This window comes from Flavonifractor sp. An82 (assembly GCF_002159265.1).
Lineage (GTDB): Bacteria > Bacillota > Clostridia > Oscillospirales > Oscillospiraceae > Flavonifractor.
The window spans coordinates 29,042-51,502 of the sequence record NZ_NFHG01000016.1 but is presented as its reverse complement, the minus strand read 5'-3'; the positions used below and the strand labels follow the sequence as shown (position 1 = coordinate 51,502).

Sequence of the window (22,461 nt, the reverse complement as noted above, 5' to 3'; positions counted from 1 at the left end):
CCGCAGGGGCTGTGTTTATACCTGCTCCACCACGCCTACAAAGAGGGTGACGCCTCCGGCCCGGATGAGAAAGAGGAAGGGCCGGTCCAGGTCCATGATACAGTATTCCAGGCCCTCGGGAGGCGCAGATCCCCCATTTGCCTCCAGCAATGTGACGGCGGCGGCCTCCACCCCGTTCTCATCCACCTTCACCCGGGCGATCTGCTTGGCCTGATCCAGCCACACCGGCTCCAGGTCGGTGAGGGGGGAGAAATCGGAGACCGTCGGGTCGAATACGTCGGTAATGCCCAGGCCTGTCAGGGTGGGTTTCAGGTCCAGGTCGGAGCTGACGTCGAACTTGGGTACCGACCATTGGACCTCCCCAAAGATGCCGTTTTCAAAATCGGTGACCTCGGTCAGAAAATCCGGGTTTGCCAGCAGGTCGGCGGGGGTGATCCCCTCGTCGGGGAGCACGAAGATCATCTCTCCAAAATTGGTACCCAGAGCGGCCGCCTGATAGCCGTCCTGCCGCAGGAAGGTACCGTTCTGGTTCTTATGCATGAACTCCACCCTGGTCTCTGTGCCGTCGGCGGCGGTAAACAGGTCCTCCCCGGTGCTGCCGGGGTTAAATTCATCGATCCAGCCCGCCTTATAATAGAGGGTGGAGGCCAGCACCGCCAGGGTCAGCTCATCGGTCTCCAGCACCTTACCCTCGGAGCCGATGAGCCCCTTTGTCTGCTCCGACACCCAATCGCTGATAGCCTTGTCCGCCTCGTCGGTGCCCATCGGCACCTGGAAGGATCCGGTGTAGTAGTGCCCCGCCAGCGCATCCAGGGTATCCTGATGAAAGCTTACATCCTCATCCAGCCAGATGGAGGTACCCAGCAAAGACGCGGCGGTGCCGTCATCCCGGTAGATGGTGCGCCACAGGGTATCCGCCCAACTCCGCAGCTGCTCCACGTCGGAGGCCCCCAGAGCGTCCAGTACCTGCTGCCTGGTCTGGCCCTCGGTAGTCTCCGCCAGCATAGCCAGGGCAAACCACAGGGACACGGGGGAATAGATCCGGTTGCCCTCCCCCGCCAGAGCCAGGATGGTACTCCTGCCGGTGTAATCCGCCAGGGCGGCAGTCAGTTCCGGGGTATCGTACAGTCTGTCCGTCTCGTTCTGGTAGTTCCACCAAGCATCCCGATAGGCGCTGTAGTCCTGGCTGAACTGCTCCCATGCCGCCTCGCTGTTCCCTGTGGGCTCGGTGGGACACTGGGGCAGGTCGGGGTACTCCGGCAGAGCAATGGCATAGGCGGCCAGCGTGCCGCCGGTCAGACCCGGGATACCGGTCACCAGCAGAACCGCCGCCACCACTGCCGCCACCCCGGCAGGCACCAGGGCTTTCAGGGGCTTTCTCTTCCGCCTGGGAGGCTTCCCCTGTACCGCCCGCTCCGCCGCCGACGGGGTGGGATGGAGGGTGTCATTGGCCTTTCGGTAGCGATCCATCATGGTCCGTCCACTCCTTTCAGTTCCGCCGCCAGCTTCTCCCGCCCCCGGGACAGCCAGCTCTTCACCGTACCCGCTCTGGCCCCGGTGAGGGCGGCGATCTCCTCCACCGAGTAACCCTCATAGTAGTGCAGGTGGAGGGCGGTGCGGTATTTTTTCGGCAGGGCCAGCACCGCCTGGTAGACCGTCCGGTCCTCAGGCTCCATGGCCCGGGTCACTGCCTCTTCCAGGGGCAGATGGGTCCGCCAGCGGGCGGACAGCAGGGTATTGGTGCAGTTGAGGGTGCAGCGGATGAGCCAGGCCTTCCGGTGCTCGTCGCTGTCCAGCTCCCCCTCATGGCGGAAGAAACGGGCGAACACCTCCTGAAACACGTCCTCACTGTCCTGGATGTGGCGGGTGCGGGCCAGAGCAAGCCGCCACACCATATCCCCCCAGCGCTCCACCTGGGCCCGGGCGTTCCTCTCGTCTGTCATGGGGCTTCACCTCTCTTTTTCAGGCATCCGGATCACGTCGATTTCTCACTGACACTATAATACCACAGCATGGCGCAAATGGTTGCGCCGCCCGGCCGTTTTTCTTACCAACATCTTAAAGATTGATAAATTTTCATGGGGCCCCTTTACAGCGGCCGCTTTTTCCGCTACAATGAATATTAGATTTTAACCGGGAGGTGTGACAGGTATGGAGCCGGATTATACCCGTAAATTCAGCATCCGCTATGAAAAGGACCCTGAGATCAAAGAGGTGCTGACCTCCGTATACAGCTCCCTTCAGGAGAAAGGATACAACCCCATCAATCAGATCGTGGGGTACATCCTCTCGGAGGACCCGACCTATATCACCAACTACAACAACGCCCGCGCCCTGATCCGCAAGCTGGATCGGGACGAGCTGCTGCAGGAGTTGGTCAAGCAGTACCTCAGGGACTGATGTTCACAGATGGACTGGATACGCCCGCGCCATGACGGCGCGGGTGTATTTTTTCAGTTCTTGTTGCTCCTGCAACAGAAAGGGCAGCTCTTCTCTGATATGCTTGTCACACACAACACAAGGAGGCGTTTACAATGAAGCGCAGAATCATAAAGATCGACGAGGCCCTGTGCAACGGCTGCGGCCTGTGCGCCGCTGCCTGCCACGAGGGGGCCATTGAGATGGTGGACGGCAAGGCCAGGCTGACCCGGGAGGACTACTGCGACGGTCTGGGAGACTGTCTCCCCGCCTGCCCCACCGGCGCCATTACCTTTGAGGAGCGGGAGGCGCCCGCCTACGACCACGCCGCCGTTATGGCCGCCAAGGCTGCTAAGGCAACGCCCCTGGCCTGCGGCTGTCCCGGCAGCATGAGCCGGACCATCTGCCGGGAGGAGGCTCCCTCCCCTGCTGCCGGTGCCGTGCCCAGCCAGCTGCGCCAGTGGCCGGTGCAGATCAAGCTGGCCCCGGTAAATGCCCCCTACTTTGACGGCTGCCACCTGCTCATTGCCGCCGACTGCACCGCCTACGCCTACGGCAACTTCCATCAGGACTTCATCCGGGGCCGTGTGACCCTCATCGGCTGCCCCAAGCTGGACGAGGGAGACTATACCGAGAAGCTCACCGCCATTCTGGCGGGCAACGACGTGAAGAGCGTCACCGTGGTCCGCATGACGGTACCCTGCTGCGGAGGCATCCAGCGGGCGGTTCAGACCGCTGTAGCTGCCAGCGGAAAGGACATTCCTCTCCATGTGGTGGTGATTTCCCCCGACGGTACCCTGCAATAACATACCAGACAGCAAAATCCCCTGTGGATACCCTGAAAAACAGGTTTCCACAGGGGATTTTTATACTGATACGCTTACCCCACCAGATAGGGGGCAACCCACTGGAAGCAGCCCACCAGGATACAGGCCAGCACCAGCATCAGCAGCGCCCACTTCAGCACGGCGGCCAGCACCTTGCTGTCCTGACCCACCAGGCCCACTGCCGCCACGGCGGTGGCGATGCACTGGGGCGAAAGGATCTTACCGATACCCGCGCCCACCGAATTGGCCGCCGCCAGCCAGTAGGGCGAGGCCCCAATGGCCACCGCCGCCTCCGACTGAAGCCGGCCCAGCAGTACTTCGGTATTGGTACCGCTGCCGGTGACAAAGGCGCCGATGGCAGCAATGATGGGAGAGACAAAGGGATAGAACACACCGGTGATGGAGACAAACAGGCCGGCCATATCAGAGATCATGCCGGAGTAGGTCATGATCTTGGCCACCGCCAGCACCGCCATGATGGTGATGATGGTGCGGCTCATCTGCTTCAGGGTATCCAGGAAGGTCTGCCACATGAGCTTGGCACTGGCCTTCTGGACAATCCCTCCGATGATGGCCGCCACAAAGATCATTACACCGGGGGTATTCACCCAGCTGAAGGAGGTCAAACCCGCCGCCGCCGAGGTACTGATCTGGAAGGAAGAGGAGAACTGGGCCAAAAAGCTGTTGACCGGCGGCACCAGCTTGGAGGTCACCAGCAGCAGGATGAAAATCAGCAGGAAAGGCAGGAAGGCAACCAACGGAGACATGGCGCTCCCCTTTGCCTCCTGGGCAGTCTGGCCTCCTGTCATCTGATACTCCTGGGGAATGGCCTTGCCCTTGCGGGTCTGGGCCATCAACAAAGTACAGACCAGGGAAACCACGCTACCCACTACCACAGTCAGCTCAGGCCCCAGGAAGTAGGACACCAGCAGCTCAGGCAGAAGGAAGGACAGCCCAGCCACCAGCGTAATGCCCACCACGCCCTTCAGAGCCTTGATTCCGCCGCCTCCGGCGATGACCATTAGGAAGGGCATAAGGATCATAAAGGGCGCCATCTCCACCACGGTGGTGAAGGCCAGCGGAATGGCATCCAGGCCGGTGACGCTGACCAGCGTAGTGGTAGGGATACCAACAGAGCCGAAGGCTGTGGGGAAGGCGTTTGCCAACATACACACCAGACAGGACAGAACCGGGTCCATACCCATACCGGCCAGCATACCGGCAGGAATCGCCACTGCGGTACCAAAGCCGGCCATACCCTCCAGAAAGCCGCCGAAGCACCAGCCGATGAGCAGGATGATGACCCGCTTATCCCCCGACACATTGGACAGCATTCGCTTGATGACGTCCATAGCGCCGGTACGAAGAGAAAGATTATAGGTGAAGATCGCGGCGATAATGACCAGGATGATGGGCCACAATGCCGCCGCAAAGCCCTCCAGCGCCGAGGTCACACAGTCCACCGGCGGCATCTTCCACAGGGTAAGGGCCAGTACAGCGGCAATCACCAGGGCGATCAGGCAGGCCCGGTGGCCCGGCATTTTGAGCACCGCCAGGGCGATCACCAGCCAGACAATGGGCAGCAATGTGAGGACAGACATCAGTAACGGCATAGAAAACGGGACCTCCTTCATCTCTTCCCGTCCTCCAATGAGGGCGGCAGTTACTTTTCTTTCTATTGGTTCTACCACTATGGGGTAAAAAAAGAAGCCTTTGGCGCTCCAATCCCTCCTTTTTCCATCTGGCCCGCTGGAACAAAATGGACCCCGCGATAAACTGTGTGGTTTTAGTATAGGCTCAACTGTATAAAATGTCCACTCCTTTTCGTTCATTTATGCTAAAATTATCACTTTGCATAAATTCAGATGTCATTTTTGGGGATATGTGAGAAAATGAAAACCAGGGATTGCATTTTTCTAAAAATGTGGTAAAGTGTTGTCAGCAACAAAGTGGTCGAACCAATTTAACCACCATGATCTGATACGCTAAGGAGGTAACTGCAATGGCACTTACGATCCCCTTCGGAACAGCCGGCATGACCCTTCACGCCGATCTGTCCGGGGCAGAGGTCCTCACCTCCCACATTGGGGAGCTGACCGCCTCTGACACCGAAGACGGTCTGGTTCTGACCGCCATGGCCTCCCCCATTCAATCCAAACCCCTGTATGTGTTGGCCGCCGGAAAGCAGACCTGTACCATTATCATCAGCGACCATACTCGTCCCGTTCCCAGCAAGCATATCCTGCCCCACATGCTGGCGGAGCTGCGCCGGGGCAATCCCAACATCCAGATCACCCTGCTGGTGGCCACCGGTTTCCACCGACCCACCACAAAGGAAGAGCTGGTGGGCAAGCTGGGCGAGGACATTGTGGAGCATGAGAAGATTGTGATCCATGACAGCCGGGACCCCGCCTCCAATGTGAAAATCGGCGTGCTCCCTTCCGGCGCCGACTGTGTGATTGACCGGCTGGCGGTGGAAACCGACCTGCTGGTGGCCGAGGGCTTCATTGAGCCCCACTTCTTCGCCGGCTTCTCCGGCGGCCGCAAGAGTGTGCTCCCCGGCGTGTGCGATCAGGTCACCGTACTGGGCAATCACTGCTCCAAGTTCATCGCCTCCCCCTACGCCCGCACCGGCGTACTGGATGGCAATCCCCTTCACACCGATATGCTGGCCGCCGCCAAGATGGCCAAGCTGGCTTATATCGTAAATGTCATTATCGATGAGGACAAAAAGGTAGTGGCCGCCTTTGCCGGCGACCCGGAGACCGCCCACCGCAAAGGCTGCGACTTCCTGCTGGGCTACTGTCAGGTCAAGCCGGAGCGCCGGGGCGATATCGTCATCTCCAGCAACGGCGGCTACCCCCTGGATCAGAATATCTACCAGAGCGTCAAGGGCCTCACTGCGGCGGAGGCCGCCGCAGCCGAGGGCGGGGTGCTCATCATGGTCAGCTCCTGCATGGACGGGGCCGGCGGGGACAGTTTCTATCATGCCCTGCGGGACGCCTCCTCCCCCCAGGCCCTGACCAAGGAGATTCTGGCCACGCCTCAGGACCACACCAAGCCCGACCAGTGGGAGTTCCAGATCCTGGCCCGGGTGCTGTGTAAGCACCGCGTGATCTACGTCACCGTGCCCGAGCAGCGCCAGACCATTGAGGACATGAAGATGGAGTGGGCCCCCGATGTGGACACCGCTCTGGAGCGGGCCCGTCAGGCCAAGGGACCGGATGCCCATCTGGTGGTCATTCCCAACGGTATTTCGGTGATGGTGCGGGAGTAAGTTTTTTCTCGCATATTAGTCTTTCATTTTGAAGTAACAGCAATATGGAGGAGGTTTTACTTATGGCAACGTACAATTCCGTCACGCCTGAAATCATTGCCCAGCTGGAGCAAGTCGTCCCCGGCCGTGTGGTGGTCGGTCAGGATGTGAACCCCGACTATGCCCGGGACGAGATGCCCATCTACGGCGTCAAAATGCCCGAGGTAGCCATCGATGTGCTCACCACCGAAGAGGTGGCCGGTATTGTCAAGATCTGCTATGATAACAACATCCCCGTTACCACCCGGGGCGCCGGTACCGGTCTGGTGGGCGGCTGCACCCCCGTGTGCGGCGGCGTGGTGCTGTGTACCATGCGGATGAATAAGATCCTCAATTATGACCTGGAGAACTTCGCCGTCACCGTTCAGCCCGGTGTCCTCCTCCAGCAGCTGGCCGACGACGCCCTTACCCACGGCTGCCTCTATCCCCCCGATCCCGGCGAGAAGATGGCTACCTTGGGCGGCAACGTGGCCACCAACGCCGGTGGTATGCGGGCCGTAAAGTACGGCGCCACCCGTGACTATGTCCGGGCCATGACCGTGGTCCTCCCCACCGGCGAGATCACCCACTTCGGCAGCACCGTCTCCAAGACCAGCTCCGGCTACAGCCTGACCAACCTGATGGTTGGCTCCGAGGGTACCCTGGGTATCATCACCGAGATGACCCTGAAGCTCATCCCCGCCCCCAAGGCCACCGTCAGCCTTATCGTGCCCTTTGAGGACCTGGACGCCTGTATCTCCACCGTACCCAAGGTGTTCATGCACCACTTCAAGCCCCAGGCTGTGGAGTTCTTTGAGAAGGAGATTCTGGTCTCCTCCGAGGAATATCTGGGCAAGCAGGTCTTCCCCCGCCAGATCGAGGGCGTGGAGGCCGGTGCTTATCTGCTGCTCACCTTCGACGGCGAGTCCATGGACGAGCTGGACCCCATCGTGGAGAGCGCCGCCGAGATGCTGGTGGAAGAGGGCGCGCTGGACGTGCTCATTGCCGACACCCCGCCCAAGCTGAAGGATGCCTGGGCTGCCCGTTCCTCCTTCCTGGAGGGCATTGAGGAGCAGACCAAGCTGCTGGACGAATGTGACGTGGTGGTGCCCGTTAACAAGATTGCCCCCTATGTGGCCTTTGTCAATGAGATCAAGGGCAAGTATGACTTTGAGGTCAAGTATTTCGGTCACGCCGGCGACGGTAACCTGCACATCTATGAGTGTTCCAACACCATGGATGAGGGCGAGTTCCGCAAGCAGGTGGATGAATTCCTCAGCGCCATTTATCAGAAGGCCATGGAGCTGGGCGGCCAGATCTCCGGTGAGCACGGCATCGGCTACGGCAAGGTCAAGTACCTGGCTGAGGCGGTGGGACCGGTGAATATGGCCCTGATGCAGGGCATCAAGAAGGTCTTTGACCCCAAGATGATCCTCAACCCCGGCAAGGTCTGCTGCACCCTGTAAGCGCTGAGAAAGGAGCTTTGCTATGAATATTCTGGTATGCATCAAGCAGGTCCCGGACACGACGGAGATCAAGATCGACCCCGTCACCAACACCCTGGTCCGGGACGGCGTCCCCAGCATCATCAATCCCTTTGACGGCTACGCCCTGGAGGCCGCCGCCCGCATCAAGGACCAGGACCCCGACACCCGTATCGTGGTGCTGTCCATGGGTCCCAAGCAGGCGGAGGCCGCTCTGCGGGAGGCTCTGGCCATCGCCGCCGACAAGGCCTATCTGGTCACCGACCGGATGTTTGGCGGGTCGGATACCCTGGCCACCAGCTACATCCTGTACAACGCCATCTCCAAGGTGGAAGAGCTGGAAGGGCTCAAGTTTGACGCTATCTTCTGCGGCAAGCAGGCCATTGACGGCGATACCGCTCAGGTTGGCCCCGAGCTGGCCGAGCTGCTCAACTATCCCCAGGTTACCTATGCCCTGGAGGCCACCAATGCCGACGGTACCCTGCACATCCTGAAGGAGGGCGAGGATGGCAACTACCTCATTGGTGTCAAGACTCCCTGCCTCATCACCTTCACCAAGCCCTCCTTTGACCCCCGCTTCCCCACCATCAAGCGGAAAATGGCCGCCCGCAAGGCTGTCATTGAGAACCTGACCTCCGCCGAGCTGCCCAACATCGACCCCGCCCGGGCCGGTCTGAAGGGCTCCCCCACCAAGGTCAAGAAGACCTTTGTGCCTCCCCGCAAGGAGGCCGGTGTGGTCATCAAGGAAGAGACCGGCGAAGAGTCCGCTCAGAAGCTGTTCACGCTGCTGAGCGAGGCCCATGTGATTTAAGGGAGGCGTTACAATATGGAAGCGAAAACCAAGGACCTTTGGGTATTTGTTGAGACCAAAGAGGACGGCTCCGCCAAGAACGTGGGCATTGAGCTGCTGAATCCCGGCCGGGAGCTGGCCGACAAGCAGGGCGGCAAGCTGGTGGCTGTGGTCATCGGCTGCGGTGTGAAGGCCGCGGTGGAAGAGGCCGCCTGCCACGGTGCGGACCAGGTCCTCTATGTGGATGGCGAGGAGTTCCGTCAGTACTCCACCGACGCCTATGTGGCCGCCCTGGATCATCTGGTGGAGACCTATGGCCCCACCACCATGCTCATCGGCGCCACCCCCAACGGTCGGGACATGGGTCCCCGGCTGTCCAGCCGCCTGCAAACCGGCCTGACCGCCGACTGCACCGGCCTTGCCATTGACGAGGAGACCGGCTGTGTGGCCTGGACCCGTCCCGCCTTCGGCGGCAACCTGATGGCCACCATCCTGTGCACCGATCACCGGCCCCAGCTGGGCACCGTCCGTCCCGGCGTGTTCAAAAAGCCCGCCGCCGGTGAGGCCAAGGCCGAGATCACCAAGGTGGACTTCTCCTTCCCCGCTGAGGGCATCCGCACCGAGATCCTGGAGGTCATCAAGGAGACCGCCGGCGAGCTGGTGGATCTGGAGGGCGCCGACATCATCGTGGCCGGCGGCCGTGGCGTAGGCAGCGCCGAGGGCTTTGCCCCCGTCCGTGAGCTGGCCGAGGCCCTGGGCGCCACCGTGGGCGCTTCCCGTGCCGCCGTGGACGCGGGCTGGATCTCTCACTCCCATCAGGTGGGCCAGACCGGCAAGACCGTAGGCCCCAAGCTGTACATTGCCTGCGGCATCTCCGGCGCCATCCAGCACCTGGCCGGTATGAGCGCCTCCGATGTGATCGTGGCCATCAACAAGGACGCCGACGCCCCCATCTTCGGCGTGGCCGACTATGGCATCGTAGGCAACCTCTTTGAGGTCCTGCCCGCCCTCACCGCCGAGATCAAGAAGCGCAAGGGCTGATCCAGATTTTCCAAATCACCTATGCGGACCTGGGGCCCAGCGTTCGGGCGGCACCTTCTCTTCCCTTCTCCCCCATCCCCTTCCCGCCGGAATCATCCGGGCCGGGCCCGCGCCATTCATAAGGAGTGCTGCGTTATGGATTTTAAGTTTAACGAAGAAGAGCAGGAAATCATTGATATGCTCCATGACTTTGCCGTCAAGGAGGTGGCTCCCCTGGCCGCCGAGATCGACGAGCAGGAGCGTTTCCCCGAGGAGACCTGGCACAAGCTGGCCGACATGGGCATGATGGGCATCGCCTATCCTGAGGAGTACGGCGGCGCTGGCCTGAGCTATCTGACCTATATCGCCTGCTGTGAGGAGCTGGCCAAGCACTGCGCCACCACCTCCGTCATGGTGTCTGCCCACTCCTCCCTGTGCTGCTGGCCCATTGAGCACTTCGGCACTGAGGAGCAGAAGCAGAAGTATCTGCCCGCTCTGTGCTCCGGCGAGAAGCTGGGCGCTTTCGGTCTGACTGAGCCCGGCGCCGGTACCGACGCCGCCATGCAGAAGACCACTGCCGAGGACAAGGGCGATCACTGGCTCATCAACGGCTCCAAAATCTTCATCACCAACGCCGGCTATGCCTCCGTGTTTGTGATTTTCGCTATGACCGACAAGTCCCTGGGCACCAAGGGCATCTCCGCCTTTATCGTGGACCGGGACACCCCGGGCTTCAGCGTAGGCGCCCACGAGAAGAAGATGGGCATCCGGGGCTCTTCCACCTGCGAGCTGATCTTTGACAACTGCAAGGTGCCCAAGGAGAACCTGCTGGGTGAGATTGGCAAGGGCTTCAAGATCGCCATGATGACCCTGGACGGCGGCCGCATCGGCATCGGCGCCCAGGCGCTAGGCATCGCTCAGGGTTGTATCGACCAGACCGTCAAGTACACCCAGGAGCGCATCCAGTTCGGTAAGCGGATCAGCCAGTTCCAGAATACCCAGTTCCAGCTGGCCGATATGCAGACCAAGGTGGACGCCGCCCGGCTGCTCATCTACCGCGCCGCCCAGGCCAAGCAGGACGGCGAGCCTTACAGCCATCTGGCTGCCATGGGTAAGCTCTTTGCCTCTGAGACTGCCAGCGATGTAACCCGCCGCTGCGTACAGCTGGTAGGCGGCTACGGCTATACCCGTGAGTATCCCTTTGAGCGCATGATGCGCGACGCCAAGATCACCGAGATCTACGAGGGCACCAGCGAGGTCCAGCGTATGGTCATCTCCGGCTGGATGGGCGTCAAATAATTTCCTTTTGTGAATAAACCGCTTGCCCGGTTTATTCTCGCGGACCTGCTCCGCGTATCGTCTTCCTCCATATGAACGCAGAGACACCGACAAGGCTGATCCACCTTGCCGGTGTCTCTGTCTTTCCCCCTCCCCTGCTCCCACGGGTTTTGGTTGTATCCTTTCCATTTTTGTGATATAATAAGTTAGTTATAGAAAACGACCATTTGGAGGCTCCATGAACGAAAGATCGGAACGCACCTATAAAAAAGTGGTAAATTATATCCAGAGCGAAATCTGGAAAGGCAATCTCAAACGGGGCGAACGTCTGCCGCCGGAGCGGGACCTGGCCGAACTGCTGGGTGTCAGCCGCAATTCCGTCCGGGAGGCCCTGCGCACCATGAGTCTGATGGGCTTTATCTCCAGCGTCCACGGGGCGGGCAACTTCCTCACCTGCGACCTGGAGCAGAACCTGAGCGCCAGCTTCCGCATGATGCTGCTGCTGGGCGAGACCAACTATCTGCAGGTCAGCCAGCTGCGCCGCGGCCTGGAAAGCGAGACCGCCCGTCTGGCTGCCAACCGGGTCCTCCCCGGCCAGGCCGCCCGCCTGATGGAACTGGCCGTCAAGATGCGGGAGGAGCCTGACGCAGCCAAAGCCTCCCTTTATGACCAGGAATTTCACAACCTGCTGTGCGAGGCCTCCGGCAATAAGCTGATCCGCTCGGTGTTTGGCGCGATCCGGGCCACTGTCAACGATTTCATCGGCACGGTCTATGTCCGTATCATGGACGACAAAGAACAGGCTGTTCTGCTCCACGACGCCCACATCCAGCTGGCCACCGCTTTGACAAATCACGATGAAATGGGCGCCATCCGGGCTACTTTTACCCATTTTGAAATCGTCAACGCCTCCATTCAAAAATATGAACTGGCAGGCCGCAAGATTCTGTAGCTCTGTCACAACCAGATATTCCATAAAAATGAGGCCCTGCCGCAACATCGCGACAGGGCCTCATTTTTATGGATGTAAGTTACTTCCCGCTACATGCGGTGCAACCGGCACAGCCGGGATGGGACTCTGCCCACAGCTTGTCGGCGGTGGGCTTCCAGTTGTCGGCGTAGGGATGGGTCTTTGCGGTCAGGTGCTCCACCGTCTCAGGAGACTGGGGATCGGTGGAGTGAGCGCCGGTCTTGTTGACGATCTCCTCAATGCGCTCGGGGTTCTCCAGCATGGGGCAGGGCCGCAGCATGTTATCGTTGAAGGGCTGGTTGTCATGGTAGGCCATGAACAGCGGGGACTGCAGACACTCCAGCAGAGTCTTCTCATGGATGTTGGAGTCGGAGTAGTGGATAAACACGCAGGGGTCCACGTCGCCGTTGGCGTTGATGTGCAGATAGCGGCGGCCGCCGGCAATGCAGCCGCCCACATACTCGCCGTCGTTCTGGAAGTCCATGGCGAAGATGCCCTTGGTCTGGCGCATGGCACGGATGCGGTGGTAGATCTCCTCCCGCTGCTCGGGGGTGGGCATCAGCTCGGGGGCGGCGTCGTTGCCCACGGGCATATAGTGGAAGAACCACACAAAGTAGGCGCCCAGATCGATGATCTTGTCGTAGAACTCCTCGCTGGTGATGTCCTTGTAGTTGACGCTGGTGTAGCAGGTGGAGATACCGAAGGGCAGGTGGTGGCTCTTCAGCAGGGCCATGGCATTGGTGACCTTCTCATACACACCCTGGCCCCGGCGGCTGTCGTTGGCCTCCTCAAAGCCCTCCAGGCTGATGGCGGGGATGAAGTTCTTCACCCGCAGCAGATCCTGGCAGAACTCCTCGTCAATAAGGGTGGCGTTGGTGAAGGACAGGAAGGCCACGTCGTTGTGCTTCTCACACAGGGCGATCAGGTCCTTCTTGCGCACCAGGGGCTCGCCGCCGGTGTAGATGTACATATAGATGCCCAGTTCCTTGCCCTGGGTGATGATGGAGTCGATATCGTCAAAGGTCAGATTCAGCTTGTTGCCGTACTCCGCCGCCCAGCAGCCGGTGCAGTGCAGGTTGCAGGCAGAGGTGGGGTCCAGCAGAATGGCCCAGGGGATGTTGCAGCCGTACTTCTCCCGCATCTTCTCCTGCTTGGGCCAGCCCACCAGGTTGGCGTTGACGAAGAAGTTGTTGAACACGGTCTTCAGCACGTCGGGATCGGTCTGAGTCCACACCTTCTCAATGAGCTGATGCCAGCAGGAATCCTTGTCGTTGATGACGTTGTCAAAGGCTTCCCGCTGCTTGGACAGGGTGTCGCCGGCAAATTTATTGACCAGATCCATGACCTTGCTCATGTTGTTCATGGGATCCTTGTCCAGATAATCAAAGACCTTACCCAGGCCGTAACGTGTCAGACTGTCAGGAATTTTCATCTTTCTGTTCCCCTTTCACGGCATAACTATACCTAACATTGTGGTTATGATACCGTTTTTGCCGAAAAATGAAAATAGACAAAAGGCCCATCCTGTCCAAACTCTATACAAAAACGGCAGTTTGCTTAAATTTGTGTCAAAATCTTCCTCACGTTTTATATAGTTTTTCTCATGTCGTGATATGATATAACACATTATATCAGTCGGTGGGCGGCAGCCGCTGGTCCTCCCTCTCCCCCTCCGGATGGACGGCGGAGGCCAGGGAGATGGCCCCCCGGCCGTATTTGTCCCGGATGGAGTCCATAGCCTTCTCCAGCTTTTCCAGCTTGTCGCGGCGGGGGATGGCGTCGGCGGCGAACAGGTCCACCTGCTCCCCCGCGTCCCCCTCCTCCACCAGGTTCTGGGCGGTGATGGTGAGGGCCCGCACCGGCTGCCGCTCGTTCCAGCAGGACCGCAGCAGCTCCATGGCGCTGTCGGTCAGATCCCTGGACACATAGGTGGGGGCGGCCAGCCGCTTCTGGCGGCAGATATCCTTGAAGGCCGGGTCCCGGACAGTGATCTGCACGGTAGTACATTTCAGTCCGTGCTTGCGCAGCCGGGCCGCCACCTCGTCGGCCAGCTCGGACAGGGCGGTACGCAGCTCCTCCCACCCCATCAGATTCCGGGGAAAGGTGAGGCCGTTGCCCACCGACTTGGGCCCCGGCATATCCCGGGCGGCGATCACCGGGGCATGCTCCCGGCCGGTGGCGTAGTCGTGGAGGGTATAGCCCCCCTTCCCCAGGATCTCCCCCAGGCTGTCCCGGTCAAAGGCGGCCAGGTCCCCGATGGTACGCACCCCGTAGCCCCCCAGAATCCGGGCCGCCGCCCGGCCCACAAAGAGCAGGTCGGTCACCGGCAGGGGCCACAGCAGCTGCTGAAAATTCTCCCGGGTGATAACGGTGGTGGCGTCCGGCTTTTTGTAGTCGCTGCCCATCTTGGCAAATACCTTATTAAAGGACACCCCCACCGACACGGTGAGGCCCAGCTCCTGCCGGATCACCCGGCGGATCTCATCGGCCAGGGCTTTCCCATCTCCCCCAAAGAGGTGAAGGGTCCCCGTCACGTCCAGCCAGCTCTCGTCAATGGAGAAGGGCTCCACCAGGTCGGTGTACCGCTCGTAGATGGCGTTGACCTTTTTGGAGTACTCCCGGTACTTCCAGTGGTGGGCGGGCAGCAGCACCAGATCGGGGCACTTCCGCCTGGCCTGCCAGATGGTCTCGGCGGTCTGGACCTTATACTGCTTGGCGGGCTCGTTTTTGGCCAGGATGATGCCGTGGCGGCTCTCCGGGTCGCCGCACACCGCCACCGGCTTGTCCTTCAGCTCCGGATGGTCCAGCAGCTCCACCGAGGCGTAAAAGCTGTTCAGATCACAGTGGAAAATCACCCGGTCCACTCCGGCCCCTCCCCTCTCGGCAATCATATGATCTTTGATTCTATTATATGCTTTCTTTTTGCAGAAGTCAAACATCTGTTCTAATTTATTTTTGCGGCATGGTGTGACAAAACCACCTCCGGCGTGGTACTGTAGGGTGAAAGGGGGTTGGAGGCATGGAGCGGACCATACCGGCGGAGGACCGGGAGGCAAATCGGATCTACAACACTTATCATGTCCTGGTGCGGACGGTGGTGAGCCGCATCCTGGACCGGGCGGGCACCCCGGAGGACGTGGAGGAGTGTACCCAGGATGTGCTGTGGGAGTTCCTCCAGGGCCCGGACAAGTGGGACCCGGCCAGGGGCAGTGAAAAGACCTATCTGTGCATGCTGGCCCGCAGCCGGGCCAAGAACCGCCGGAAGCAGCTGCTGGCCGGGGCGGCGGAACCGCTGGAGGAACATACCCTGGCCTTCACCGTGCCCGACGGCACCGAGCGTACGGCGGTGCGGGACGGGCTGCGCAGGGCCCTGGAGGGGCTGACGGCGGAGGAGCGGAAGCTCTTCACCCTGCGGTTCGTGTATGAGTGGGACGGCGGAGAAATCGGCCGGGCCCTGGGACTGCGCCAGAGTGCCGTCACCACCCGGGTGAATCGGCTGCGGAAGAAGCTGAAAAAGCTGCTGGCCATTCAGGGCATCGTGATGGACGGAAAGGAGTGACCCAAATGCGGTATGAATTGGACCAACTGCTGGAGGCGGAGGATCTGGCCCGCCTCACCGACGAGGCCATGGCCTCCCCTGCCGAAAAAAGGCACACCTTCAACCCCAGGCGGCTGGGAGCCCTGGCGGCCTGTCTGGCTCTCATCCTGTGCCTGGCCAACTACCAGGCTCTGGCGGCGGGGGTCAAACGGATCGTGGATTACTTCTCCGGGGTGGGCGCGGTGGATCAGGGCACCCCGGTGCTGGTGCTGGAGGAGCCCCTCACCTGGACCGACGGCACCTGGACCTACCATCTGGACGCCTATCAGTCCGGCGGGCATCTCTTTGTGGAGATGGAATACCTGTCCACCCGCCTGGAGCCGGGGGCGGATGTGAACACCGGCGTACCCGACTACAGCTTTGAGATGGAGCTGCTGCCCCCCGCAGACGGGGATGGTCCCTGGCTGTCCCAGGAAGAGGCGGTGGACAAGTCTGCGGCCAGCTACGAGGATCTCAACGACTGGGGCAGTCCGGAAGGGGCGGCCCTGCGGGAGGCAGGGTACCGCACCTACGGCTCCCACTCCTCCCTGTTTCAGGTGGGGGACTTTGCGGGAGAGAACTACCGGCTCCGGATCACCTTTATCGACGACTCGGTAATCGAAGGGTACCAGACTTTTACCTACGAAAAGGAGCTGAACCTGATCCAGGCAGAGGCCAAGGCGGCAGTAACAGACAGCCGTACCTTCCCGGAGGGTACGGTGACTGTACTGGTCAGCGAGGACGGCTCCGGCGTCACCAATTTCGTGGAGTGGTCGGAGTTATCAGAGTATGACCCGCTTGGCCACTCTCTGGAACTTCAGTTCATCGGCGCCTCCGGCAAGCGCTATCCGGCCTACTTCCACAACACCTACCTGGTGGGGTTTGAGCATGTGGAGTACTATCCCCGGGTGGAGGTAAATGAGCCCATCACCGCGGTGGAGATCAGTAAAATTTTCTTCTCGACAAGATCCAGTGATCAGGAGCGTTGCTACGAAAATCTGAACTGGGTCATCCAGCTGCCCCAGGAATAACAAATACCCGCCTCCGGTCAAGCCGGAGGCGGGACTTTTTTGCATTTGAAGCAGAAAATTGGTACACTGGCGTCAGGATTGAGTCCGTCCCGTCGTACTGTAGAGTGAAAGGGGGGAAACGCATGGACATGACACTGGACCGGGACAGCGCCGCCCAGCGGATCTGGGAGCTGTACGGCAAACTGCTCCACACCGTGGCCGCTTCCCTGCTGCCCGGCCATCCGGAGGACGCGGAGGAGTGCGTACAGGATGCGGTGTGGGCCTATGTGGACGCCCCGGAGAAGTGGGACCCGGCCAAGGGCAGCGAAAGGACCTACCTGTGCGTGCTGGTGCGCAGCCGGGCCCTGGACCGCCGGCGGAGGCTGGCGGCCCGGCGGGAGGAGCCCCTGGAGGACCATGCAGGAGCCCTCCGGGCGGAGGACCACACCGAGGAGGCCGCCCTGCGGGACGGCCTGCGCCGGGCTCTGGCGGAGCTGAGTCAAGCGGAACGGCAGCTGTTCACCCTGCGCTTTCTCTATCAGTGGCCCTCGGCGGAGATCGGGCACACCCTGGGCCTGTCGGCCAACGGAGTGGACGCCCGGGTGGTCCGCCTGCGCAGGAAGCTGAAAAATTTGCTGGCCCGGCAGGGGCTGGGCTGGAGCGGAAAGGAGGACGGACCATGAAATGCTATAACTGGGACCAACTGCTGGATACGGAGGACATGCTGGCCCTGACGGAGGAGGCCCTCGCCCGCAAACCGGCCCGCCCCCTCTCCTGGCGGCGGCTGGGGGCCCTGGCGGCCTGTCTGGCCCTCATTCTGTGCCTGACCAACTACCGGGTTCTGGCTACAGGGGTGCAGACCCTCATCCGCTATTTCTCCGGGGTGGGAGCGGCGGAATCGGGGGATGATCTCCGCATCCAGGAAGGCGAGCTGGAATTTGAGCTCAGCGGCCGCACCTATCTCATCTCCGGGGCCTATGCCCGGGACGGCTTTCTCTTCGTCCCCCTGGAGGTGGTCTCCAGGTCGGAGGAGCGGCGCAGCGGCGGCGCTTATCAAACCCTGTACGTCAAGATCGAGGCCAGCCAGGACGGGCAAAACCTGGCGGGCAGCAATCCCTTCCTGGATCTGCAGGACAACGGCTCCTACTCTACGGGGCAGTACACCGCGCTGGAGCGCAAGCGCATCTCCTTCTCTCCCCTGGGGGAGGAGCAATATCTGGGCCGGCGCTACCTGCCGGAAGGCTATCAGACCTATGCCCAGGCCGTCTTTACCTACGAGGCGGCAAATCCGGCTGAAAGCTATACCCTTCGGGTGGAGGACTATCTGACCGATCAGGCCACGGAAGTGACGCTGACCCTGGCTCCGCCGGAGGAGATCGCGGCAGTCTGTGAGCAGCGCACCATGGGCGAGGTCCAGGTCACCGCTCTGGTCTCGGCGGACGGCCGCCGCCTGTCCCTCTACGGCGCCATGAGCAACCAAGAGGAGTGGTGGAAGTCCCTGGTGGAGCTGCAGGCGGAACCCATCTATGGGGTCCAGTTTATGGAGGAAGACGGGACCTGTTACCAGGGGGTTCCCCGCCGTCCCGGCGGCACAAATGGGGCGGGATACCCTCAGGAGATCCTGCTCACCCAGGACACCGGCCCCATCACCGCCGTGCGCATTGCGTCTGTTTGCTACGCATACGATGACATGGACGAAGGTTTGGTGCACCGGTGTGTGGACCTGGATTGGGTCATTCCCCTGCCCTAGCCCAACTGCTTAAAAAACCCGCCCCGGATCACCGGGGCGGGTTGCCTTTCATTTGATTGTTCAGGCCAGCTGTTTCCACAGGCAGTACACTACATCGGACCTGGGACAGCTGTCCTTGGCTGTAAAGTCCAGACCGTTGGTGAGGCCATTTTCCGCCGCCCAGCTCACTGCCGCCGCCGACCAGTCGCCGCCGGAGGTGGCTTCGCCCGCGGCACGCTGCAGCATGGTCAGGATCTGATCGTAGGACAGCGCAGCACTCAGTCCGAACTGACCATTGCCCACGCCGCCGGTGATCCCCTGCTCCGCTGCCCACAGAACGGCAGAATAGTAGTAGGCGCCGGAGTCTGTCACATCGGCAAAGGGCGACACCGCCGAGGCAGGCTGAGGCGATCCCGCGGCCCGCCACAGGAAGGTCACCGCTTCGGCGCGGGTCACGGTATGATCGGGGGAAAAGGTGGTGGCGGAGGTCCCGCCGGTGACTCCCTTCTCCTTGGCCCAGGACACGGCATCGGCGTAGTAATCGGTTTCGTACACATCGGAGAACCCGGCCACCGTGGGTACCGAGGGGGTGGGGGCCGCCCCGGAAACGGCGATGCCGTCCCTCACTTTGACGGGAGTCCTTTGCTCCTGCCAAGCCTGCACCTGCGTCAGGGCCAGCTGGCCCTCCTCATTGTAGCCCCACCCCCACAGGGTGTTGTCGTCCCGCACCGCCATATAATGGCCGTGCCCGTTGGTGCTGTAGCTCACCCCCGCCACATGGTCCAAGACCTTGACCGGTGTCGTCTGGCCCACAGGGAATCCCCACATCCACAGGGTGCCGTCCTCTGTCAGGTAGGACAGGTTTCCAAAGGAAGCAATGTTCCGCATGGTGGTCTTTACCGGAACATTGGTCCCCTCACGCAGAATGTCATTGAACGGGCTGTCATACTCCTGCCCGCAGCACCAGATGGTCCCGTCCAGCCTTTGGATGACCATAAAATCATCCATGCACCACACATCGGCCACACGATCCATGATCTTGACAGGCAGGGTCTGCTGCTTGGAGGGGGGCAGGGGGTAAGGCTGTTTTATCTCCTGATTGTAGATCCCGCCGTTTCCTAATTGCCCGGAATCATTTTTACCCCAGGTCCACAGAGAGCCGTCGGTTTTGATGGCTGCCATATGGGTGCTGCCGCATCGGATGAGGGCCACGTCCTCCATGATCTTGACAGGAACGGTCTGGCATGCTGCCGACCCCCGGTTGTCATTCCAGGTAAATCCGTTTCCCAGCACACCTCCGGAGATATTTCCCCAGGTCCACAGAGAGCCATCGGTCTTCAATGCGGCGGTATAGCTGAGCCCGCAGTCCACCATGGCCACATCCTCCATGATTTTGACAGGGACGGTCTGATAATTGGCGGGCGCCTTGCCGGCATTGCCGGCTCCGTCGTTGCCCAGCTGACCGAACCGGTTGTTCCCCCAGACCCAGAGGGAGCCGTCGCTCCGGATGGCCGCTACGTGTTCATACCCGCAGACCACAGATACCACATTGTCCATGACGCGCACCGGGGTGGCCGTATTGGCGATCTCACTGCCTGTGCCCAGCATACCGTATTCATTGCTCCCCCAGGTCCACAAGACGCCTTCGGTATCAATGGCAGCTGTAAATCGCCAGCTGCAGGAAACGGTGGAATATTCTCCGGCAGTCAGGGTATCATTGGCTGCCGCCGGCGGAGTCAATGCCATGCAAAGCATCAACGCCAGTGCGAAGGACAGAAACTTTTTCATGGGGCTCCCTCCTGACAAATTTATACTGTTTCTATTTTAGCACGGCATTTCCAAACACACAATGATATCCTGCGGAAGGTTGAATGGCTGGCGGCCACAAAAAAATGACCGCCTTCCGGCGGTCATTTTTTCATCTCTTACTTTTTTCCGTGGATCAGGGGGGACAGAGGTTTGTAGATCAGGAAGCAGAGTACCGCATCCAGCAAGCCCTTCAACAGAGTGAAGGGGGCGTTGAAGACCATAAGGCACTCCAGCAGGCCGTCCACGGAGGGACGGATGGCCTGATACATGCTGATGATGGTGTCGATGGGCATAAAGTTGGCATACACAGGGTAAGTGATGTAGTAGTTCAGGGGGATGGACAGCAGAGCCATGATCACCGCGCCCACCAGAGCGCCCAGGATGGCGGTCTTGCGGGACTTATGGAGCTGGTAGATCAGGCCCGCCGGGAACACGAAGCAGGCGCCCAGCAGGAAGTTGCCCAGCTCACCGGCGCCGCCGGTGGTGGTAATGAGCAGGTGGAGCAGGTTCTTCACCAGGCAGACCACCACGCCGTACACCGGGCCCAGGCCGAAGGCGGCCAACAGGGCGGGCAGCTCCGACACGTCCATCTTCACAAAGCTGGGGATGATGGGCAGGGAGAACTCCAGGAACATGAGCACAAAGGCCACCGCAGAAAACATGGCGGTCACCGTAATGGGCCGGGCCCCCACTCTCCGCCGGGCGGAAACAGAACTGGTCATAAAAAACACTCCTCTTGATTAAGATAACATCTGAAAGAGCTTGTCTTCCAGGTGTTAAAATCAAAGGAGCGTGCGCAATTTCAACACATCTTCTTCCATCCAGACTTCGCGCCGTGCGCGTCACTGTCGGTCCCGGAGTTCCACCGGGTCGGCCATAGCTGGCTCGCGGACTTTACCGCCGATCGGGATTTTCACCCTGCCCTGAAGACAGTCATTCAGTTGTCTGACCCTATTATACACCTTCTGTTGCGATTTGCAACCGCTTTTTTAAGAAACAAATGTTCTATCTTTTATTGACTTGTTCCTGCGAATCGCATACAATATGTAAAAGAGCAAACAAGGAGGCGCACCATGGGACGGGACGTCAGCTGCTGCTTCACCGGGCACCGGCCGGAGAAGCTGCCCTGGGGGGAGGACGAGCAGGACCCCCGCTGCCTGGAGATCAAGGACAAGCTGGCAGCAGCGGTGGAGGCGGCCTATGAGGCCGGGTGCCGCCATTTTTTATGCGGCATGGCACGGGGGGCGGACTTCTACTTCTGCGAGGCGGTGCTGGAGCTGCGGGAGCGCCGGCCCGGAGTCACCCTGGAGGCGGTCATCCCCTGTGAGGAACAGGCCGCCCGATGGAGCGAGAAGGACCGGGACCGGTACTATGGCCTGGTGGCCGCCTGCGACGGAGAGACTATGGTGCAGCGCCATTATGACAAGGGCTGCATGCTCCGGCGCAACCGCTACCTGGTGGACCACGCCGACCGGCTCATCGCCATCTATGACGGTATGCTGGGGGGCACCATGTACACCATCAGCTACGCCATGAAGCAGGGGCTGAAGCTGGACATCATCTACCTGTAACGAAAAATCGGACGGAAAGGGGTCTCCCCTCTCCGTCCGCTTATGTTTTACAGTTCTTCCCCCGCCCGGTAGGCCAGGACTACGTACTCCCAGTGCTCCTCCGCCTCAGGCCGGGGAGCGCCATGCTCCTCCAGATAGCGCTCCACCAGCTCCATCAGCTCCTTTCGCTGGGCGGTGTCCAGGTGGAGTGCGCCGAACCGGAGGATGCCGTAGTCGGGCAGCTCCTGCTCGTCATAGCGGTACACATTTTCCAGCATGGTCCGGAAGGTGCTGTCCACCAGGTTGGCGGCCAGGGCCTCCCGCTCCCCCTGGAAGGCGTCCTTCCGTCCCAGGCAGAGCCGCAGCTTTACATCCCGCATCTGGTAATAGGTGGTCTTGATGCCGTCGGGCCGGGTCCCCTCCTGGGCGGATACCAGTCCCATCTTTACCAGCTTGTTTAAATGGGAATGGGCCGCGCTGGGAGACAGCTGCATCAGCTCCGCCACCCGGTTGGCCGACAGCGGCCTGGCCACCAGCCGCAGCAGATGGATCATCTCCTGCCGTACCGGATTGAGCATGACCCGGAACTGCTTCTTTTCTGTGAGGTCGATCGTATAATCCACCAACGTGGTCCCCCTTTACCGTCAAGCCGCCCATATTTGCTCCCTATATGGCCCGGCCTTTGTTATCATTCCAACAATTAT

21 protein-coding genes and 1 riboswitch are annotated in these 22,461 nt (G+C 60.6%); of the genes, 13 read left to right on the top strand and 8 right to left on the bottom strand.

The annotated features are described in order from the left end of the window. Positions 1-15 precede the first annotated feature (15 nt). Positions 16-1,473, bottom strand: coding sequence for a serpin family protein (locus B5G34_RS14095; protein ID WP_087338838.1), 1,458 nt, complete (start codon positions 1,471-1,473; stop codon positions 16-18). Further along, the gene (locus B5G34_RS14090) at positions 1,470-1,943 is read right to left on the bottom strand and encodes an RNA polymerase sigma factor (protein WP_087338835.1); all 474 of its coding nucleotides are present in this window, start codon (positions 1,941-1,943) and stop codon (positions 1,470-1,472) included. The genes B5G34_RS14095 and B5G34_RS14090 overlap by 4 nt, the downstream gene beginning before the upstream one ends. A gap of 208 nt (positions 1,944-2,151) precedes the next feature. On the opposite strand from B5G34_RS14090, the gene B5G34_RS14085 reads away from it, so the two are divergent. Then, positions 2,152-2,400, top strand: a complete 249-nt coding sequence (locus B5G34_RS14085; protein ID WP_087338832.1) for an IreB family regulatory phosphoprotein — start codon at positions 2,152-2,154, stop codon at positions 2,398-2,400. Between the two features lie 134 nt (positions 2,401-2,534). Further along, positions 2,535-3,224, top strand: a complete 690-nt coding sequence (locus B5G34_RS14080; protein ID WP_087338829.1) for a 4Fe-4S binding protein — start codon at positions 2,535-2,537, stop codon at positions 3,222-3,224. 74 nt (positions 3,225-3,298) lie between these two features. Here B5G34_RS14080 and B5G34_RS14075 read toward each other — a convergent pair whose 3' ends face one another. Beyond that, positions 3,299-4,858: an L-lactate permease gene (locus tag B5G34_RS14075; RefSeq protein WP_087338826.1), complete on the bottom strand. Its 1,560-nt coding sequence runs from the start codon at positions 4,856-4,858 to the stop codon at positions 3,299-3,301. A 389-nt stretch (positions 4,859-5,247) separates the two neighbouring features. On the opposite strand from B5G34_RS14075, the gene larA reads away from it, so the two are divergent. From larA to B5G34_RS14045, 6 genes are all read left to right on the top strand, one after another. Then, on the top strand, positions 5,248-6,522 hold the full coding sequence (larA, locus tag B5G34_RS14070; RefSeq protein WP_087338823.1) for a nickel-dependent lactate racemase: 1,275 nt from the start codon (positions 5,248-5,250) through the stop codon (positions 6,520-6,522). Between the two features lie 62 nt (positions 6,523-6,584). Further along, the gene (locus B5G34_RS14065; RefSeq protein ID WP_087338820.1) at positions 6,585-8,006 is read left to right on the top strand and encodes an FAD-binding oxidoreductase; all 1,422 of its coding nucleotides are present in this window, start codon (positions 6,585-6,587) and stop codon (positions 8,004-8,006) included. A 22-nt stretch (positions 8,007-8,028) separates the two neighbouring features. Further along, complete coding sequence (locus B5G34_RS14060) at positions 8,029-8,835, top strand: electron transfer flavoprotein subunit beta/FixA family protein (protein WP_087338817.1); 807 nt, start codon at positions 8,029-8,031, stop codon at positions 8,833-8,835. Positions 8,836-8,850: 15 nt separating this feature from the next. Beyond that, positions 8,851-9,855: an electron transfer flavoprotein subunit alpha/FixB family protein gene (locus B5G34_RS14055; protein ID WP_087338814.1), complete on the top strand. Its 1,005-nt coding sequence runs from the start codon at positions 8,851-8,853 to the stop codon at positions 9,853-9,855. Between the two features lie 135 nt (positions 9,856-9,990). After that, positions 9,991-11,133, top strand: coding sequence for an acyl-CoA dehydrogenase (locus B5G34_RS14050; RefSeq protein ID WP_087338811.1), 1,143 nt, complete (start codon positions 9,991-9,993; stop codon positions 11,131-11,133). Between the two features lie 217 nt (positions 11,134-11,350). Continuing rightward, entirely contained in the window at positions 11,351-12,064 is a 714-nt protein-coding gene (locus B5G34_RS14045; RefSeq protein WP_087338808.1) for an FCD domain-containing protein, read from the top strand. 79 nt (positions 12,065-12,143) lie between these two features. Here the strand turns inward: B5G34_RS14045 and B5G34_RS14040 are convergent, their stop codons facing one another. Beyond that, complete coding sequence (locus B5G34_RS14040; RefSeq protein WP_087338805.1) at positions 12,144-13,514, bottom strand: radical SAM protein; 1,371 nt, start codon at positions 13,512-13,514, stop codon at positions 12,144-12,146. Between the two features lie 199 nt (positions 13,515-13,713). Beyond that, on the bottom strand, positions 13,714-14,946 hold the full coding sequence (dinB, locus tag B5G34_RS14035; RefSeq protein ID WP_087338802.1) for a DNA polymerase IV: 1,233 nt from the start codon (positions 14,944-14,946) through the stop codon (positions 13,714-13,716). 155 nt (positions 14,947-15,101) lie between these two features. Here dinB and B5G34_RS14030 point away from each other — a divergent pair, with 155 nt between their 5' ends. The 4 genes from B5G34_RS14030 (at position 15,102) to B5G34_RS14015 (ending at position 18,419) form a co-directional block, all read left to right on the top strand. Continuing rightward, complete coding sequence (locus tag B5G34_RS14030; RefSeq protein ID WP_087338798.1) at positions 15,102-15,641, top strand: sigma-70 family RNA polymerase sigma factor; 540 nt, start codon at positions 15,102-15,104, stop codon at positions 15,639-15,641. 5 nt (positions 15,642-15,646) lie between these two features. Then, complete coding sequence (locus B5G34_RS14025) at positions 15,647-16,690, top strand: hypothetical protein (protein WP_087338795.1); 1,044 nt, start codon at positions 15,647-15,649, stop codon at positions 16,688-16,690. 122 nt (positions 16,691-16,812) lie between these two features. Then, positions 16,813-17,352 (top strand): sigma-70 family RNA polymerase sigma factor, encoded by a 540-nt coding sequence (locus B5G34_RS14020; protein ID WP_087338792.1) that lies wholly within the window; start codon positions 16,813-16,815, stop codon positions 17,350-17,352. Continuing rightward, positions 17,349-18,419: a hypothetical protein gene (locus tag B5G34_RS14015; protein WP_087338789.1), complete on the top strand. Its 1,071-nt coding sequence runs from the start codon at positions 17,349-17,351 to the stop codon at positions 18,417-18,419. The genes B5G34_RS14020 and B5G34_RS14015 overlap by 4 nt, the downstream gene beginning before the upstream one ends. 60 nt (positions 18,420-18,479) lie before the next feature. Here B5G34_RS14015 and B5G34_RS14010 read toward each other — a convergent pair whose 3' ends face one another. Then, on the bottom strand, positions 18,480-20,186 hold the full coding sequence (locus B5G34_RS14010; protein ID WP_087338786.1) for an S-layer homology domain-containing protein: 1,707 nt from the start codon (positions 20,184-20,186) through the stop codon (positions 18,480-18,482). A 137-nt stretch (positions 20,187-20,323) separates the two neighbouring features. After that, a complete protein-coding gene (locus B5G34_RS14005; protein ID WP_242957063.1) occupies positions 20,324-20,929 on the bottom strand; it encodes an ECF transporter S component in 606 nt (201 codons plus the stop codon). Between the two features lie 83 nt (positions 20,930-21,012). Beyond that, positions 21,013-21,142, bottom strand: a riboswitch (FMN riboswitch). Positions 21,143-21,280: 138 nt separating this feature from the next. Between B5G34_RS14005 and B5G34_RS14000 the strand changes: the two genes are divergently transcribed. After that, on the top strand, positions 21,281-21,778 hold the full coding sequence (locus B5G34_RS14000; RefSeq protein ID WP_087338784.1) for an SLOG family protein: 498 nt from the start codon (positions 21,281-21,283) through the stop codon (positions 21,776-21,778). A 47-nt stretch (positions 21,779-21,825) separates the two neighbouring features. On the opposite strand, the gene B5G34_RS13995 is transcribed toward B5G34_RS14000, so the two are convergent. Further along, on the bottom strand, positions 21,826-22,380 hold the full coding sequence (locus B5G34_RS13995) for a transcriptional regulator (protein WP_087338907.1): 555 nt from the start codon (positions 22,378-22,380) through the stop codon (positions 21,826-21,828). Positions 22,381-22,461: the final 81 nt, after the last annotated feature.